The sequence below is a fragment of the Alishewanella aestuarii B11 genome (genome assembly GCF_000280055.1).
Lineage (GTDB): Bacteria > Pseudomonadota > Gammaproteobacteria > Enterobacterales > Alteromonadaceae > Alishewanella > Alishewanella aestuarii.
Map to the genome: position 1 here is coordinate 246,730 of NZ_ALAB01000005.1, position 18,068 is coordinate 264,797.

Annotated in this window: 12 protein-coding genes; 8 read left to right on the plus strand and 4 right to left on the minus strand. The window is 53.6% G+C overall.

All coding sequences use genetic code 11. The annotated features are described in order from the left end of the window. The first annotated feature begins 30 nt into the window (after positions 1-30). Both AEST_RS04095 and rpoS read left to right on the plus strand, forming a co-directional pair. The gene (locus tag AEST_RS04095) at positions 31-852 is read left to right on the plus strand and encodes a peptidoglycan DD-metalloendopeptidase family protein (protein ID WP_008607273.1); all 822 of its coding nucleotides are present in this window, start codon (positions 31-33) and stop codon (positions 850-852) included. A gap of 91 nt (positions 853-943) precedes the next feature. After that, entirely contained in the window at positions 944-1,933 is a 990-nt protein-coding gene (gene rpoS / locus AEST_RS04100) for an RNA polymerase sigma factor RpoS (protein WP_039925064.1), read from the plus strand. Positions 1,934-2,010: 77 nt separating this feature from the next. Here the strand turns inward: rpoS and AEST_RS04105 are convergent, their stop codons facing one another. The 3 genes from AEST_RS04105 to mutS all read right to left on the minus strand — a co-directional run bounded on the left by AEST_RS04105 (position 2,011) and on the right by mutS (position 7,071). Next, positions 2,011-3,246: a dipeptidase gene (locus tag AEST_RS04105; protein ID WP_008607275.1), complete on the minus strand. Its 1,236-nt coding sequence runs from the start codon at positions 3,244-3,246 to the stop codon at positions 2,011-2,013. Positions 3,247-3,322: 76 nt separating this feature from the next. Further along, on the minus strand, positions 3,323-4,498 hold the full coding sequence (locus AEST_RS04110) for a benzoate/H(+) symporter BenE family transporter (protein WP_176714581.1): 1,176 nt from the start codon (positions 4,496-4,498) through the stop codon (positions 3,323-3,325). A gap of 11 nt (positions 4,499-4,509) precedes the next feature. Continuing rightward, positions 4,510-7,071, minus strand: a complete 2,562-nt coding sequence (gene mutS / locus AEST_RS04115; protein WP_008607283.1) for a DNA mismatch repair protein MutS — start codon at positions 7,069-7,071, stop codon at positions 4,510-4,512. Between the two features lie 31 nt (positions 7,072-7,102). Here mutS and AEST_RS04120 point away from each other — a divergent pair, with 31 nt between their 5' ends. The 5 genes from AEST_RS04120 to metH all read left to right on the plus strand — a co-directional run bounded on the left by AEST_RS04120 (position 7,103) and on the right by metH (position 13,566). Further along, positions 7,103-7,603: a CinA family protein gene (locus AEST_RS04120; protein ID WP_008607284.1), complete on the plus strand. Its 501-nt coding sequence runs from the start codon at positions 7,103-7,105 to the stop codon at positions 7,601-7,603. A gap of 57 nt (positions 7,604-7,660) precedes the next feature. Beyond that, a complete protein-coding gene (gene recA / locus AEST_RS04125; RefSeq protein WP_008607285.1) occupies positions 7,661-8,707 on the plus strand; it encodes a recombinase RecA in 1,047 nt (348 codons plus the stop codon). A gap of 247 nt (positions 8,708-8,954) precedes the next feature. Continuing rightward, positions 8,955-9,878: a homoserine O-succinyltransferase gene (locus tag AEST_RS04130; protein WP_008607286.1), complete on the plus strand. Its 924-nt coding sequence runs from the start codon at positions 8,955-8,957 to the stop codon at positions 9,876-9,878. Next, positions 9,878-10,945, plus strand: a complete 1,068-nt coding sequence (locus AEST_RS17130) for a homocysteine S-methyltransferase family protein (RefSeq protein ID WP_008607287.1) — start codon at positions 9,878-9,880, stop codon at positions 10,943-10,945. The genes AEST_RS04130 and AEST_RS17130 overlap by 1 nt, the downstream gene beginning before the upstream one ends. Further along, complete coding sequence (gene metH / locus AEST_RS04140) at positions 10,945-13,566, plus strand: methionine synthase (RefSeq protein ID WP_008607288.1); 2,622 nt, start codon at positions 10,945-10,947, stop codon at positions 13,564-13,566. The genes AEST_RS17130 and metH overlap by 1 nt, the downstream gene beginning before the upstream one ends. Here the strand turns inward: metH and AEST_RS04145 are convergent. Further along, positions 13,563-17,132, minus strand: a complete 3,570-nt coding sequence (locus tag AEST_RS04145) for a hybrid sensor histidine kinase/response regulator (RefSeq protein ID WP_008607289.1) — start codon at positions 17,130-17,132, stop codon at positions 13,563-13,565. The genes metH and AEST_RS04145 overlap by 4 nt on opposite strands. Before the next feature lie 191 nt (positions 17,133-17,323). On the opposite strand from AEST_RS04145, the gene AEST_RS04150 reads away from it, so the two are divergent. Next, a complete protein-coding gene (locus tag AEST_RS04150; protein ID WP_039925065.1) occupies positions 17,324-18,067 on the plus strand; it encodes a hypothetical protein in 744 nt (247 codons plus the stop codon). The last annotated feature ends 1 nt before the right edge of the window (position 18,068 follow it).

An 18,068-nucleotide genomic window follows, 5' to 3' on the forward strand; every position in this document is an offset into this window, starting at 1 on the left:
CTTATCGTTGTCAGCAGCCTGGGAATCGTAATGCCCTCTCATCTGGCAGATAGTGCTATTTGCCGGGTGTTGCTGCTTTTACTCTGCATTTTACTCACCGGCTGCGCCGGCAAGTCCGCACCGGCGCCTGTGACTACGCTGGAGATCCGTCAGCAATCGGCGGCACAACAGCAACGTACCCAGCTTAGCGGTAACCAGTATGTGGTGCAGCGTGGTGATACGTTATTTTCCATCGCCTTTCGCGCCGGCCAGGATTACCGGACCCTGGCCAGCCGCAATGGTATAGCTGCACCTTACACCATTTATCCCGGGCAAATACTCCGTTTACAAGGTACTGGCGGCCAAGCTGTTGCCGCTAGCGGAACAAATACCCCAGCCAGCCGCCCAGCCACTACGACCAGTGCTAAATCAGTTGCAGCTAATCAGCAAACGGGTTATGGTCAAGCAAGTACGCCTCTTCGCACGCCGCCGCCGGCGGTTGGTCGGGTTAGCTGGCAGTGGCCGATCCGCGGGCCAATTTTAGCGCGCTTCTCGACCGCTGAGAGTGGGATTAAAGGGATCCAAATCGGTGGTCGTGATGGCAGCCGGATCAATGCTGCCGCGGATGGGCAAGTGGTATACGCCGGTAATGCGTTACGTGGCTATGGTAACTTAATTATCATCAAACATAACGACGATTACCTGAGCGCCTATGCGCACAACAAGCGGATCCTGGTGAAGGAGCGGCAGGAAGTGAAAGCGGGTCAACAAATTGCGGAGATGGGAGAAACCGACGCAGCATCTACCCGTTTGCATTTTGAAATTCGTTTTCGTGGAAAATCAGTTGACCCGTTACGTTATTTGCCTAAATAATACACAAAAAATTAAAATAATAATAATGGTAACAGCAGGCTGGGATGCGCCCATGCTCGGTTAGAGCGCCTTAGGTACGGGGAGAATGGATATGACGACAAAAGACAATGATCTGACAGACTTCAAAGAAGACGAGTTAGCAGACGATGCGCTGCTGGTTGATGAGGATCTGGACCCGGAATTGCTGGAGCTCTCGGCCGATGAGACGGTAAGTGATGAAATCTTCGTGCGGGATGACAGCCAGAAAACGCTGGATGCCACGCAAATTTACCTCGGTGAAATCGGCTTCTCGCCACTGTTAAGTGCCGAAGAAGAAGTCTACTTTGCCCGCTTGGCCTTAAAGGGCGATCAGGCCGCCAGAAAGCGGATGATTGAGAGTAACCTGCGGCTGGTGGTGAAAATTGCCCGTCGCTATATTAACCGTGGTTTAGCCTTGTTGGATCTGATTGAAGAGGGCAACCTTGGCTTAATCCGCGCGGTAGAAAAATTCGACCCCGAGCGCGGTTTTCGGTTTTCGACTTACGCCACCTGGTGGATCCGCCAGACCATCGAACGCGCGATAATGAACCAAACGCGTACCATCCGCTTACCTATACATGTGGTTAAAGAGCTCAATATTTATCTGCGCGCGGCCCGCGAATTATCACAAAAGCTGGATCACGAACCGACGCCGGAAGAAATCGCTGCTGCGCTGGATAAGCCGGTAGAAGAAGTGCGGAAGATGCTGAAGTTAAATGAAAAAATCACTTCGGTCGATTCGCCGGTGGCTGGTGCCTCTGAAAAGCAGTTATTGGATGTACTAGCCGATGAAAAGGAACTCGGACCCGAGCTGGAATTACAGGATCAGGATATCCGCCAGCATCTGGTGATCTGGTTGCAGGAGTTAAACCCAAAACAGCGCGAAGTACTGGCACGACGCTTTGGCTTGCTGGGCTATGAACCCTCGACTTTGGAAGATGTGGGGCATGAAATCGGCCTGACCCGGGAGCGGGTGCGGCAAATTCAGGTTGAGGCGCTGCGTCGGTTGCGGGAAATCGTCACCCACCAGGGGTTAAATATCGAGACGCTGTTTCAGGAATAAGCGCTTATTCCACGAATAACAAAACGCCCCTGGTAGGAGCGTTTCCGTTTATTAACACATCCCGCAGGACCGCGCTACTATTGACGTTTTGCGGCAACCTGCTCGGCCTGACGTAAGATCCGCAACACATTACCACCCCAGAGCGCTTCGATTTGTGCTTTGGTATAGCCACGGCGCATCAGCTCCCAGGTCACATTCAGCGTTTCGCTGGCATCTTCCCAGCCCTGTACACCGCCACCGCCATCAAAATCCGAGGCAATGCCGACATGCTCGATGCCGAGGCGTTGCACACTATAGTCAATATGATCGACAAATTGCGCGACAGTGACATCCGGGAACTGCTTACGCAGGCGAGCCAGTTCGGTATCGTAGCTATTGCGGTCCTGTTCGTTGGCATTAGCCCAACCGTTTGGCAGGTATTTCACGCGCAGCTTGCCAATTTCAGCATTGAGCCCCGGATCGAGCTCGGCTACATAGCTGCGAAAGGCAACCATCTGCGCGACACCGCCATTGGCTTTAATCGCATCAAGTTGTTCGTCATCCAGATTACGCAGATTGGCATGCACCGTCATGGCGCCGGAATGCGAGGCGATAACCGGTGCCTTTGACAACTTAATGGCTTCGAGCATCGACTTTTTACCCATATGCGACACATCAATCAGAATGCCGTGGCGGTTCAGTTCGGCGACTAATTGCCGGCCCAAGACGGATAAGCCCGGATCTTCAGCTGCATCATTCAGATCTGCGCGTGGGTTAGAGCTGCCGGAAAATTGGTTATGACCGATATGGGTAAAGCTAACATAACGAATGCCACGCTCAGCCCATTTCGCGACTTCTTTGACACTGTCGCCGAGCGGATAGGCGTTTTCCATCCCCAGCAGCACAATGCGTTTGCCTGCTGCATGCAGTGCTTCAACTTCGGCTGCCGTTTTCGCCAGCCCAACCTGCTGTGGATAGGCACGGATCATCCGCATTATGGCCTGATAGCTATTCTCGGCAGTGGCGGCAGCTTGCTGATAAGCCTCCGGGGTCAGGGCTCCCTGACCCACATAAACGATCAGAAACACCGCATCCAGGCCGCCGGCACGCATCTTGGGCAGATCGACCTGGGCTTTGGTAAAGCCACCCGGATCGAGCAGGTGCGTCGCATAGCCACGGCCGATATCGACATGGGTATCAATAGTCAGAATTTGCTGATGTAAAGCCCGGGCTTCCGCTTCGGTCACGACTTTGCTTTGTGCCAGGGCAGTACCACTGAGAGTACCACTGAGCAAGAGGGCGGAGACCAGAGAGGCCAGTTTCGCTAAGCGCATGCTGCATCCTTTTTGTTGTTATTGATAAGATCAGAGAGGCAGGAGCTTAGCGCGGAATCCGCTCTGACAGCAAGCCTTAGCCGCCGTCAGTTCGCCGTGTCAGGCGTTGGATTAAGACCGTGACGGCCCCGGCCACTAAGCCCCAGAACGCCGAGGCAATGCCAAACAAACTGGCGCCAGATGCGGTGACCAGCAGGGTAATTACGGCGGCTTCCCGATACTCAGCATCGGCAGTACAGCTTTGCAGGTTAGCGGCTATGGTACCCAGCAGCGCCAGCCCGGCCAGCGCGGCTACCATCTCAGTAGGGAAGGCTGCAAACAGCGCGACCACAGTGGCGCCGGCCAGGCCAAACAGCAGATAAAATAGCCCGGCAGCGATGCCGGCAATATAGCGTTTGCTGCTGTCTGGATGCGCTTCATTACCACTACAGATCGCTGCAGTTATGGCCGCCAGGTTAATCGAAAACGCGCCCAGCGGCGCCAGCAGCAGCGTGCTTAGCGCCGTGCTGCTAATCAGTGGCGATACCGGTGTCTGATAACCACTGGCACGTAACACTGCGACACCGGGAATATTTTGTGACGCCATGGTTACCAGCAGCAGCGGTAAACCCATCCCCAGCAACGCCGATAGCGAAAACGCCGGCGTAACCCATACCGGTGTTGCCAGTGTCAGCTTGACGGCGGAGAGGTCGAGCTCACCGCCGAGCCAAACCAGCAGTAAACCACAGCCTAATACTGCCAGGATGGCGTACCGTGGCAGCAGGGCTTTGGCAAGCAGGTAGGTTAAACACATGGCGCCGACCAACAACAGTTGCTGTTGCAGACTGCTAAAGATGGCAAAGCCAAATTGCAGCAGTATGCCGGCCAGCATGGCGCTGGCCAGTGGCAGTGGGATCAGCCGGGTCAGGCGTTCAAACATGCCGCTTAAGCCAATGAGTAGCCCAAGTAATGCAGTAAAGATAAAGACCCCGGTCGCTTCCGCCAGCGTCAGACCTTGCAGGCTGGTGGCCAGCAGCGCGGCGCCTGGCGTTGACCAGGCGGTAATCACCGGGGCCTTGTAATACCAGGACAGACCAATACAGGTCAGCGCCATCCCTATACCCAATGCCAACAGCCAGGACGCCATTACGGCGTTGTCGGCACCGGCCGCTGCTGCTGCCTGAAACACAATCGCCACTGAACTGGCAAAGCCAACCAGCACCGCAACAAAACCGGCCACCACGGCCGACAGGCTCCAATCATTAAGACGCATTCTGCTGCCCATCAAATGTCCAGCTGTTGTTTCAGTTGATACAGATAATCCAACGCCTGGCGGGCACTCAGTTCATCCGGATTTAGCTGACGTAGCTGAGCCAGCAGCGGATGCTCCGGCGCCAGTAATTCCAGTTGGGTCACAGGTTCAGGCGTCGTCGCTGGCCCGTTTTGTTCTAACTGCCGCAGTTTCTGTCGTGCCAGTTGAATCACCGGTCTTGGCACCCCGGCCAGCTGGGCGACCTGCAGGCCAAAACTCTTGCTGGCGGCGCCTTCCTGCACATGATGCATAAATACAATGCCATCACCGTGCTCAACCGCATCCAGATGGACATTAGCGACGGCAGGTAATTGCTGCGCCAGACTGGTCAGTTCAAAATAATGGGTAGCAAACAGGGTTAACGCCTGCAGTTGATTGGCCAGATAGTCGGCACAGGCCCAGGCCAGACTCAGGCCATCATAGGTACTGGTGCCACGGCCAATTTCATCCATCAATACCAGACTTTGTGCCGTAGCATGATGCAGAATGGTCGCGGTTTCCGTCATCTCCACCATAAAGGTCGAGCGGCCGGACGCCAGATCATCAGAGGCACCAATCCGGGTGAAAATCCGATCAATAGGGCCAATTACTGCCTGCTTTGCCGGCACAAAGCTGCCGATGGCGGCCATTAGAGCAATCAGGGCGGTTTGCCGCATATAGGTTGATTTACCGCCCATATTGGGGCCGGTGATCATCAGCATCCGCCGTGAGGCGTCTAATTGCAACGGATTGGCAATAAAGGGCGCCTTTAGCACCCGCTCCACCACCGGATGCCGTGCCTGGGTCAGTTGAATACCGATCTGCTCAGTTAACAGCGGCCGGCAATACTGATACAGCACCGCACACTCGGCAAAGCTGCAGAGCACATCCAGCTCAGATAAGGCTTGAGCCAGCTGTTGCAGCTGCGCCAGATAGGGGCTCACGGCGTCAAACAGCGCGTCATAAAGCTGTTTTTCCAGCGTCAGCGCCTTACTCTGGCTACCCAGTACCTTATCTTCGTATTCTTTTAGCTCCGGAATAATATAGCGTTCATTATTTTTCAGCGTTTGCCGGCGCACATATTCCGGCGGCACCCTGGTATCAGCACTGCGACCGGTTTCGATATAAAAACCATGGATCTTGTTAAAGCCGACTTTTAACGAACTAATACCGGTACGCTCACGCTCGCGCAGCTCCAGTTGCTGTAAGTAGTCGGTGGCACCTTCAGCCAGCGCCCGCCATTCATCCAGTTCGGCATGATAGCCCGGAGCAATGACGCCGCCATCACGGATCAGCACTGGTGGTGACTCGACGATAGCGCGTTGTAATAATTCAGCCAGCTCCGGCACCGGCAGGGTGGCCTGCTGATGCTGCTGTAGCAACTGACTGTTGGCATGCAGTAACTGCTGCTGTAGCTCTGGCAGCTCGGTTAGCGCCTGGCGCAGCCGGGCAAAATCGCGGGGCCGGGCGCTGCGCAGGGCCAGCCGGGCCAGGATCCGCTCGATATCGCCGATTTGCTTTAGTGAGGGCTGCAGCGCCTGAAAATCCTCTGTCAGTTCCTGTACCGCATCCAGCCGCTGATTAAGCTGAGTGTGGTTACGCAGCGGCGCATGGATCCAGCGCTTTAGTAAGCGGGAGCCCATGGCAGTCTGGGTTTTATCCAGTACAGCCGCCAGCGTATGCTCAGTTTGCCCACTTAAGGTATGGGTTAATTCCAGATTGCGGCGGGTGGCGGCATCCAGCACGATAAAATCATCCGGCCGCTCCAGTGCGATACTGCGTAAATGCGGTAACTGAGCGCGCTGGGTATCTTTGACATATTGCATCAAACAGCCGGCGGCCATCAGCGCAACCGGCGCTTCCAACACGCCAAAGCTCTGTAAATCGCGGGTGCCAAATTGCTGGCACAGTAAGCGCTCGGCACTGGCCAGTTCAAACTCCCATACCGGACGGCGGCGGGCGCCTTTGCGTTCGGTCAGGTGCGGTAGACTAAAGTTTTCCGGATAGAGCAATTCGGCCGGATTCAGCCGTTGCAGCAAGGCGGCCAAATCATCGGCATGACTGACCTGATTCAGCAAAAAACGGCCGCTGGTCAGATCCAGTTGCGCCAGACCAAAGTGGCTGCGACTCTCACTGATGGCACAGAGTAAATTATCCTGCCGCTCATTCAGCAACGCCTCGTCGGTCACGGTGCCCGGGGTAACAATCCGCACCACCTTGCGCTCTACCGGCCCCTTGCTGGTCGCCGGATCGCCGATCTGTTCGCAAATGGCGACCGACTCACCCAATTGCACCAGACGCGCCAGATAACCTTCAACGGCATGATAGGGCACACCGGCCATCGGGATTGGTTCACCGGCGCTTTGACCGCGTTTGGTCAGCGAAATATCTAACAGGGCGGCAGCCTTTTTCGCATCTTCATAAAAAAGTTCGTAAAAATCACCCATCCGGTAAAACAATAAGATCTGCGGATGCTGGCTTTTCAGTGCCAGATATTGCTGCATCATCGGGGTATGATTGCTTAACGCTTGCTCCGGTTTCTGGTCTGACGGCATAATGGTGCTAACACTTCCTGTTGGATCAAATATGACAGCGGAAACAACAAGCTTAGCGCTTGCCACTGAACTAGGGCAGCTATTATTACGGAAAAAAGCCAGTATCACCACTGCAGAATCCTGCACCGGTGGTGGGGTTGCCTACTGGCTGACCGCAGTAGCCGGCAGCTCAGCCTATGTTGACCGCAGCTTTGTTACCTACAGCAATAAAGCCAAGCAGCAATTGTTAGGGGTGCGCAGCGCAACGCTATTACAATATGGCGCTGTCAGTGAGCAAACGGTAGCCGAGATGGCCAGTGGCGCAGCCCAGGCGGCGGGCGCCAGCATTGCGCTTGCCATCTCCGGCATTGCCGGCCCTACCGGTGGCACGGCAAAGAAGCCGGTCGGTACCGTCTGTTTCGGTTTTAGTATCGACGGGACTGTCAGCACTCAGCAATTGCATTTTGCTGGCGACCGGCAGCAGATCCGCCAGCAGGCGATTGAACATGCGCTCAGACAATGCATCTTGTTATTGACAGCCCCAACAAACTAGACTACTGTATGCTCATACAGTTGTTAAAGGCTTAACCTAATTTCTCCGGAGCGACCAATGGACGACAACAAACAAAAGGCATTAAGTGCGGCACTAAGCCAGATTGAACGCCAGTTCGGTAAAGGTTCTATTATGCGGCTGGGCGACAGCACTGCCCTGGATATTGAAGCGGTATCCACCGGCTCACTGGGGCTGGATATTGCACTGGGCATTGGCGGTTTACCTTATGGCCGGATTGTGGAAATTTATGGTCCTGAGTCCTCCGGTAAAACCACCTTAACGCTGCAGGTGATTGCCGAAGCACAGCGTAGCGGTAAAACCTGTGCTTTTATCGATGCCGAACATGCGTTGGATCCGGTGTATGCGAAGAAATTAGGCGTGGATGTCGATAAGCTGTTAGTTTCTCAGCCAGATACCGGTGAGCAGGCACTGGAAATCTGCGACATGCTGGTGCGTTCTGCCGCCGTAGACGTGGTGATCGTGGACTCGGTCGCCGCCTTAACGCCGAAAGCAGAAATTGAAGGTGACATGGGTGACAGCCATATGGGTTTACAGGCCCGCTTAATGTCACAGGCACTGCGTAAACTGACTGCCAATATCAAACGCTCCAATACCCTGTGTATCTTTATCAACCAGATCCGGATGAAGATCGGTGTAATGTTTGGTAACCCGGAAACCACCACCGGCGGTAATGCGCTGAAATTCTATGCCTCAGTACGTTTAGATATCCGTCGTATTGGCTCGGTAAAAGAAGGCGATGAAATTACCGGTAACGAAACCCGGGTTAAGGTAGTAAAAAACAAAGTAGCTCCGCCATTCAAACAAGCTGAATTTATTATTCAGTATGGCGCCGGTATCAACAAACTGGGTGAGCTGATTGACCTGGGCGTACAGCAAGGCTTAGTTGATAAGTCTGGCGCCTGGTACGCTTATCAGGGCAATAAGATTGGTCAGGGTAAAGCCAATGCCATGAAGTTCTTGCAGGATAACCCTGCGGTGGCAGATGAAATTGAAAAAGAGCTGCGGGCGCGGCTGTTATTAAAGCCGGGCGAAGCCGTCGCTACTGACGATGTGATGGAGATGCCAGAGCCGGAAGAGCTATAAGTCTTTACCACAGCGTCTCAGTTTTCAGGACTCCGGTAGCGAAATGCACCGGAGTTTTGTTTTTAGCGGGATTAACTCAGACCTTAGCCACCACTTTACAGCCGTCGACAGACGGCTGTTGCTTTTCTGGCATAGTACGGCATAATACGCCTTATTTAGACGTCTAAACGTATAGAAGTTATCAGAGGTGCCAGCTGACTAACCAGACTCAGGTTCAGTATGGTGCTAGCCACAGGCGGAGCCAGCTATGCCTATTAAAGTGATTGACCAGTTACCTGCAGTAGAAGCCTTATCAGCAGAGAATGTCTTTGTAATGACCGAGAGCCGGGCGGCAGCCCAGGATATCCGGCCATTACGGATCGCGATTCTGAATTTAATGCCCAATAAAATTGTGACTGAAATTCAGTTACTACGTTTATTAGCGAATAGCCCGCTGCAGCTGGATATTGAGCTGATCCGCATCGATGATCATGTCAGTAAACATACACCGGAGAGCCATTTAAACTGCTTCTATCGTTACTTTTCTGATGTGCAGGGGCAGAAATATGATGGTCTGATTATTACCGGGGCGCCGCTGGGGCTGGTCGATTACGAAGATGTCACCTACTGGCAGCAGTTTGGTGAGATCCTGCGCTGGGCGGATACCCACGTTACCTCGACGCTGTTTTTATGTTGGGCCGCCCATGCGGCGCTGTATCATTACTACGGCTTACAGCGGGAAATTCGCGGCGAAAAATTATCCGGAGTTTACTGGCAGGACGTAGTACAGCCGTTTAGCCCGTTGCTACGCGGCTTTGACCAGCAATTTTTGGTACCACATTCACGTTATGCGCAGGTGCCAAAACAAAAATACCAACAGCATGATGATTTGCATATCCTGGCTGAAGCCGATGTCACCGGGGCCTACTTGTTGCAAAACAGCAGTGGCAGCCGGATCTTTGTTACCGGGCACCCGGAGTATGATCTGACCACGCTGGATGATGAGTATCAACGTGACCTGGCGGCCGGTTTAGCGCCGCGTTTACCGGAGAACTACTACCGGAATAATGATCCGGCCCAGGGGCCGTTAAAATTATGGCAGGCGCACGCCTTTTTATTATTCAGTAACTGGTTAAACTATTACGTTTACCAGGCTACGCCCTTTGACCTGAATCAGATAGGCAACAGTTAATGACAGAGCTTCGTTTAACGCCACAGCAACTACGCCAGCTGCTGGCCTCACGTATTTTGGTGCTGGATGGCGCTATGGGCACCATGATCCAACAACACCGTCTGGATGAAGCCGGTTATCGCGGCGCTGAGTTTGCGGATTGGCCGTGCGATCTCAAAGGTAACAACGATTTGTTAGTCCTTACTCAGCCGGAACTCATTGCCGATATTCACCGGCAATACTTGCTGGCCGGGGCGGACATTATTGAAACCAATACCTTTAACGCCACCACCATTGCGATGCATGATTATCAGATGGCGCACCTGTCAGAGCGCATCAATCGTGAGGCGGCGGCACTGGCGCGGCGGGTTTGTGACGAAGTCACAGCCCTGCAACCTGACAAACCTCGTTTTGTCGCCGGTGTGTTAGGACCTACTAACCGTACTGCCTCGATTTCACCAGACGTTAACGATCCCGGATTTCGCAATGTCAGCTTTGATGAGTTAGTGCTTGCTTACAAGGAATCGACCCGGGCGCTGATTGCAGGTGGCGCCGATATTATTATGCTGGAAACCATTTTCGATACGCTGAATGCCAAGGCGGCAGCCTTTGCCGTGTTGGAGGTGTTTGAAGAGCTGCAGTTGGAGTTACCGGTGATGATCTCCGGCACCATCACCGATGCCTCAGGCCGCACACTGTCCGGCCAAACGACCGAAGCGTTTTATTATTCGCTGGCGCATGTCAAGCCGGTGACCTTTGGCCTGAACTGTGCGCTGGGGCCGGATTTGCTGCGTCCTTATGTCGAAACCCTGGCCACCATTTCCGAAGCTTATGTTTCGGTGCACCCGAATGCCGGTTTGCCGAATGAGTTTGGCGAATATGATTTGGGCGCTGAGGCGATGGCAGCAGAAATTGCTGATTGGGCCAAACAGGGCTTTTTAAATATCGTCGGTGGCTGCTGTGGTACCACGCCAGAGCATATTAAAGCCATTGCCGAAGCGGTAAAAGATGCGCCGCCGCGGCAACCAAAAGCGGCCGATCATAGTTTTCATTTGGCCGGCCTAGAAGCCTTTGCGGTGGAGTGGTGATGCAACAGCAGGCACGATTTATCAATATCGGCGAGCGGACCAACGTTACCGGCTCGGCGAAATTTAAAAAGCTGATTTTAAAAGGCGATTATGAGGCGGCGCTGGATGTGGCGCGGCAACAGGTTGAAAACGGCGCCCAGATCATCGACATCAATATGGATGAGGGGATGCTGGACAGCAAGGCCGCCATGGTGCGCTATTTAACGCTGCTGGCAGCAGAGCCGGATATCGCCAGGGTGCCGATTATGGTCGACTCCTCGAAGTGGGAGGTGATTGAAGCAGCGCTAAAGTGTATTCAGGGTAAGGCGGTAGTGAACTCGATTTCGCTGAAAGAAGGCGAAGCGAGCTTTTTGCAGCAGGCAAAGTTGTTGCGCCGCTATGGTGCGGCCGTGGTGGTGATGGCGTTTGACGAGGTGGGGCAAGCTGATACCAAGGCCCGAAAAGTTGAAATCTGTCAGCGCGCTTATCAGATCCTGACTGAGCAAATTGGCTTTCCGCCTGAAGATATCATTTTTGACCCCAATATTTTCGCGGTGGCTACCGGTATTGAAGAGCACAACAACTACGCGGTGGACTTTATTGAGGCGACCCGAGAAATCAAGCGCCTTTGCCCTTATGCCAAGATCTCCGGCGGCGTCTCCAATGTGTCGTTTTCGTTTCGTGGTAACGATCCGGTGCGCGAAGCCATCCACTCAGTATTTCTATATCATGCTATTGCGGCCGGTATGGATATGGGCATCGTTAATGCGGGTCAGCTGGCGGTGTATGACGATATCCAGCCCTTGCTCAGGGAGCGGGTAGAGGATGTGATTCTAAATCGCCGTCCGGATGCCACCGAACGCTTGTTAGAGATTGCCGCGCAATTTAAAGGCGATGGCAGTGTCGCCGAGAAAGTGGATGATGCCTGGCGCAGCCTGCCGGTAAATAAGCGGCTGGAGCATGCGCTGGTAAAAGGCATTACCGATTTTATCGAGCAGGACACTGAAGATGCCCGGCAGCAGGCAGAGCGACCACTGCATGTAATTGAAGGCCCGCTGATGGATGGCATGAACGTGGTCGGCGATCTGTTTGGTGAAGGCAAGATGTTTCTGCCGCAGGTGGTCAAGTCAGCACGGGTGATGAAAAAAGCTGTTGCTTACCTGCAACCCTACATTGAGCAAGAGAAAGCCGGTGGCCGGGCGCAGGGTAAAATCCTGCTGGCAACGGTAAAAGGCGATGTGCACGATATCGGCAAAAATATCGTCGGGGTGGTGCTGCAGTGTAATAACTTTGAGGTTATCGATCTGGGTGTGATGGTGTCCCGCGCAGAGATCCTGCGCGTAGCCAAAGAGCAACAGGTTGATGTGATTGGTTTATCTGGCCTCATTACGCCGTCGCTGGATGAAATGGTGCATGTTGCCAAAGAAATGACCCGGCTCGGTTTTACCATTCCGTTGTTAATCGGCGGCGCGACCACATCTAAGGCGCACACCGCAGTCAAGATCGCGCCGCATTATGCGCATGGCGTGGTCTATGTGCCCAATGCGTCACGTAGCGTGTCCGTGGTGCAGGCGCTGATCAGTGCCGAACAAAAACCGGCCTATCTGGCACGGGTGGCAGAAGAATACCGTATTGCGGTGGAGCAGCATCAGCGCAGCCGGCCCGGTGAGCGGATGCTGAGTCTGGCCGAGGCACGGCAGAATAAATTCCCGCTGGATTTAACGAAAGTAGCGCCAGCGCCGAAACAGCCTGGTGTGCATTACTGGCAGCAGGTTGATTTACAGGTACTGCGCGACTACATCGACTGGACACCGTTTTTCCTGACCTGGCAGCTGTCCGGCAAGTTTCCGGCGATTTTGCAGCACGCTGAAGTTGGGCTGGAAGCGCGGAAGGTGTATCAGGATGCCAATGCGCTACTGGATCAGATGATCAAAGATAACCTGATTAGTGGTAAAGCAGCCTTTGGGTTTTTCCCGGCCAATAGTGATGGCGATGATATTATCATCTACCAGGATGACAGCCGCACGATTGAGCGCTGCCGCCTGTATAATCTGCGACAGCAACTGGCGCTACGGAATAATGCACCGAATTGCAGTCTGGCAGATTTTATTGCTCCTGTTGGCTCCGGCATTGCGGACTATGTGGGTGCCTTTGCGGTGACTACCGGCTTTGGTGCTGATGAGCTGGCTGCGCAGTACGCGGCAGCACATGATGATTACAATAGTATTATGGTCAAGGCGCTGGCCGATCGTCTGGCCGAAGCGCTGGCGGAGTATCTGCATTTAAAAGTACGGCGCGAATATTGGGGCTATGCCGCCAATGAACAGCTGGACAATGAACAACTGATCCGCGAGCTGTATCAGGGGATCCGACCCGCGCCCGGCTATCCGGCCTGTCCGGAACATACTGAGAAAGGCACCTTATTTCAGTTATTGGACGTGCCGGCGCAAATTCAGATGCAGCTCACCGAAAGCTATGCCATGTGGCCGGGTGCCGCGGTCAGTGGCTGGTACTTTGCCCATCCCGACAGCAAATATTTTGCCGTCAGTAAAATCGACCGTGATCAGTTAGCGGACTACGCAGAGCGCAAAGGCTGGAGCGAGCAACAGGCCGAAAGCTGGCTGGCGCCGAATCTGCGCTAGCGCAGAAACTTGGCCAGCTGTTGCTGCAGACTGGCAAGACTGAAAGGCTTGGTCAGCATATCATCAAACTGCAGCTGACCTTGCCGTTCTCCCAGTTGCACTGCTGTATGGCCGGTGACAGCGATCACCGGCAGCTGCTGCCGCCCTGGCAACTGACGGATCGCCTGCAAGGTTTGATAGCCATTCATCGCCGGCATCTCAATATCCAGCAGCACTAAAGATACCTGCTGTTGCGCTAGCAGCAGCAGCGCCTCTTCGCCGCTGCTGGCAACCAGGCAGGGATACCCCAGTTTATCCAGCATCAGTTTCAGTAATTGCTGATTGTAATAGTTGTCATCGACGACCAGCAGTGGGTTGCCGTCATAGGGTTCAGCGCTAATCAGCGATGGCTCCGCAGGGGCTTCGCTACTGTGAGGATTGGCCGCAGGCAGTTTTGCCTTGCTAAAGTAAGCCGTAAAGCTCACCGTCGTGCCGACACCGGGTTGGCTTTGCAATTGGATCTGGCCGTGCATCAGCTCAACTAAACGCTTACTGATTGCCAGTCCAAGACCAGTGCCCCCATACTGACGGCTAATACTCTGATCCCCCTGATTAAAAGCCTGGAACAGCTGCTGTTGTTGTGTCTCACTAATGCCGATACCAGTATCGGCCAGGCTGAACAGCAGACATAGCCGCTCGTCAGAGGTGGTCAGCGGGCTGATTGTCAACCGGATAGCGCCACGTTCAGTAAATTTAACCGCATTGCTCAGCAGATTAATCAACACCTGACTCAAACGCAGTGGATCACCAACCAGCTGTGCTGGCAGATCCGGCGCCAGATTCAGTTGCAGTGGCAGTTTTTTGTCGGCTAACTGCGCACTAAACAAGGTCACGACCTGCTCAATACAGTCCTGTAATTTAAACGGCAGTTGCTCCAACTGAATTTTTCCGGCTTCGGCTTTAGAGAAATCCAGTAGGTCATTAATAATGCTGGACAGTATTTTTCCGGCATTACGGATCCGCCCCAGATACAGTTGCTTATCGCTAATGGCTTTGCTCTGCTGTGCCAGTTCAGCAAAACCCAGTACGGCATTAAGCGGCGTGCGTAATTCATGGCTGATATTGGCCAGAAACTGACTTTTGGCCTGGGTAGCTGCCTCTGCCCGCCGTCGTGCTGCCTCCAACTCCGATAAGGTTTGCTGTAAATGTTCGGTACGCTGGGAAACTAGGGCTGCCAGACGCTGCTGCTCACGCAGCAGGCTATGAGTGCGCCACTTCATTAACAGCATCATTGACAGCACAAACAGCAGCGCGAGTGCAGCATATAGCCAGCGACTTTGATACCAGGGCGCGAGAATACGGAAATGCAGGGCATCGGCACTACTGATCTGGCCGGCAGCATTGCGAGCCCGGATCTCAAAGCGATACTCGCCGGGTGGCAGATTGGTGTAGTCGCGATAGGGCTCTAAGCTCCAGGCCGACCAGCTGTCGTCATGCCCGAACAGCCTGACTTGCAACTGCTCTGCCTGCAGGTGATCAAAGTTCGGGCTGCTGTAACTAAAACGCAGGTTATTTTGCTCTGGTTGCAAGCTGAGTCCGGCGGGAACCGGTCCACCATCATAGAGTCGCTGGCCATCACTGCTGGTCAGCTGCCGCAGTAACGGGGGCTTTGGTTGCGGGGCCTGAAACTGATCGGCGACAAAGCGGAAAATACCTTCGGCGCCACCAAACCACACTAATTGTTGATCAAGCAGGATGGTATCCAGCGGAATATCCGCCAGCGGCTGTAAGCTGCTGGTTGTCCATTGATAGCTGCCATCTGCTTTGGGCAGGGCAACACCGGCATGGCGGGTGCCGGCGGTATTATCCCAGATTAACATCCAAAGCCGTCCGGCGGCATCCATCAGGGGATCGCGGATCCATGGCTGTTCGCCACTGAATAAAGCGCCAAAGGTTGGATCTAAACGAAATTGGCTCTCATTAGCGTGGAACCGAAATAAGCCCCTGACGGTGGCAAAATACAACTGATCATGTAACAGATGCACACTATTCCGATTCAGACTGGGCAGACCATGGCTTTTATCATAATGGCTCAGTGATAATGGCACTGAACTGCCTCCCTGCCACTCGGCTGGTAACTGCAAACGATAAAGGCCGTGTGCCAGGGTGCCAAGCCAGAGTTGGCCATCCGGCATTTCGACGATAGAATTTAAGTTACCGTGCACGCCGGGTACCTTACCTTCATCCCGCCATTCGCCGTCCTCCAGACGCATAGTGGCTAAGCCATCTTGCAAGCCAATATACACCCGTTCTGGCACCAGCTGTGAACGAACCAGCACTTTTGATGCCAGTTCTGAGCGTCGGATCAGCTCCGGGCCAGTTGGTTGCAGCCGGTAGACACCACTATTGGTGGCGGCCAGCAATTGCTGCTCAAAACTCAAAAAATCCCAGCTTTGTTGCCGGATCGGTTCAACCCGTCTGAAGTAGGCGTCCAGATTATCGGCTTGCTCCAGCCGGAACAGGCCCAGGCTGGTAGCGGCATAAAGATGTTGTTGGTGACGGTGAATTGCAAAGACATTACCCTCTAAGCCTCTGGCACTGTTAAAAACCGATAGAGCTGAACCCAAGGCAATGCGCGCTAAACCATGATCCAGTGCCAGCCAAAGCCCGGCCTGATGATCCTGCGCCATGGCCCGCACATTTTGATCATGTAAGCCGGAGGCCTTGGTGATCCGATCTACCAGCCTTCCCTGACGATCCAGAATAAACAGGCCGCCGTGCACGGTACCGATAGCAAAATGGCCATTTTGCAGAGTTAAGCCACTGTAAATTTCAGCCTGTTGCAGTTGTTGGTCAACGGCGGTTGCCCATGGACTGATCTGACCGTCTCGCCAGAGAAAGAAACCGTGGTCGCGGGTACCAATTAATAGTGTTTGTTCGTCAAAGGCTTCGAGAAAGAACACGGCCTTGTCGCGGAAAAAGTCACCGTTTGGCAGTGGCACAAACCCCTGATCCTGCCATTGCAGTAACCCCTGCTGCTGATCGCGGATCAGCAAACGTTGTTGAACCCAAAAGGCTTTCAGAAAGGCGCTGTCGGTAGTCCAGATACGAAACTGTTGCTGCTGCCATTGCAGCACATATTGGCGACTGATAAAAAAGACCCCATCCGGGGTAACAAAGGTTTGCCGCACGTCCTGAAAATCGCGGTAGCTCTCGGGTAGCTCAGCTGTCAGCGAGACATAATGCCGGCCACCGCTCTGCGGTGCCGTCAGATAACCGACTTCCCCTTTGGCGCCAACATAGATCCGTTCATCTGGTGCCATGGCCAGGGAGCGGGCAACCGATTTATTCGCGGTTTGAATGGTGCGCCAGTTTACGCCATCGTATTCGAGGATGCCGACGTTATTGGCAACATAAATTAAGCCAGAGCTATCCTGCAGTAATGCCCAATTCTGGGTTCCCGCTGCGTAATCTTTGGGCTTGAAGTTCTGGAGCAGCGGGATGCCCTGGCTATGTAGTGGGGCGGCATAGCCACTGGACACAGCGCCAATAAAGAGCAGCAGGCAGATCAGCAAAGTGCGCAACAAGATGAACTCCGTTTCTGTGAGCAACAAATCAACAACGGCATCTTAACGCTTATCGCCGTTGCTGTCAGCCCGCGGGCCGGATTTCGGTCTTTAGCCGGCTTTTTCCACAGAACAGGCTCTTAATTGTGCAGCGTTTGCAGTATGATAGCGCTATTTTTCGGCGCGACGCTGAACTAAACTGTGGAGCAAGAGTGGAAAAGCCGTTTCAGATAAAATTGATTATCAGACGCTTACCGGCCAATGCGGCTATCGGCTGGATTAAGCAGGCCTGGGAAATCTTTAAACAATACCCACTGGTGTTTATTCAAATGCTGTTGCTGACCTTCGTCTTCACATTTCTGGCGGCACAATTTACGCTGACTTTTATCATTGCTGTTTTTGCCAGCCCCTTTCTGACAGCCGGGCTCTATGGCGCCATTGTTGGCGTTCAGCAACAGCAAAAAATTGACATTATGTGGCTGTTTAGGCCGTTTCAGCAGGCGTTTTGCCGGCAAGTTCTGATTATGATCGCGGCGTTGAATTTTCTGCTCAGTGTGCCGTTAATGCACTTCCGGGAACATCTGTACACTGCGATGGTGAATGCCCAACAAAGCGGTGAGCAAGAACCCTTGTTACTGCTGCAGATGATTTTGTTAGTCGCCGGCTTGTTAATTACGACCATGCTGTTTGCCTATGCCGTTGCTATTGCTTACTTTTTGAAAGAACAACGGGTGTTATTAATTTTACAGGCCAGTTTTCTGGCATGTTGGCGCAATATACCGGCGCTGTTGTTATTTGGCTTACTCAGCCTGGGTTTGTTATTGTTAACGGTACCCACCATGTTACTGGGGTTAGTCGTCGTGGTGCCACTATTGAACATTGCGTTCTTTCTGTCGTTTAACGAATTGTTTGCGTTAAAACTGGCGGCGGGCAAGGACGCAGTGCTGGAGGTCTGAG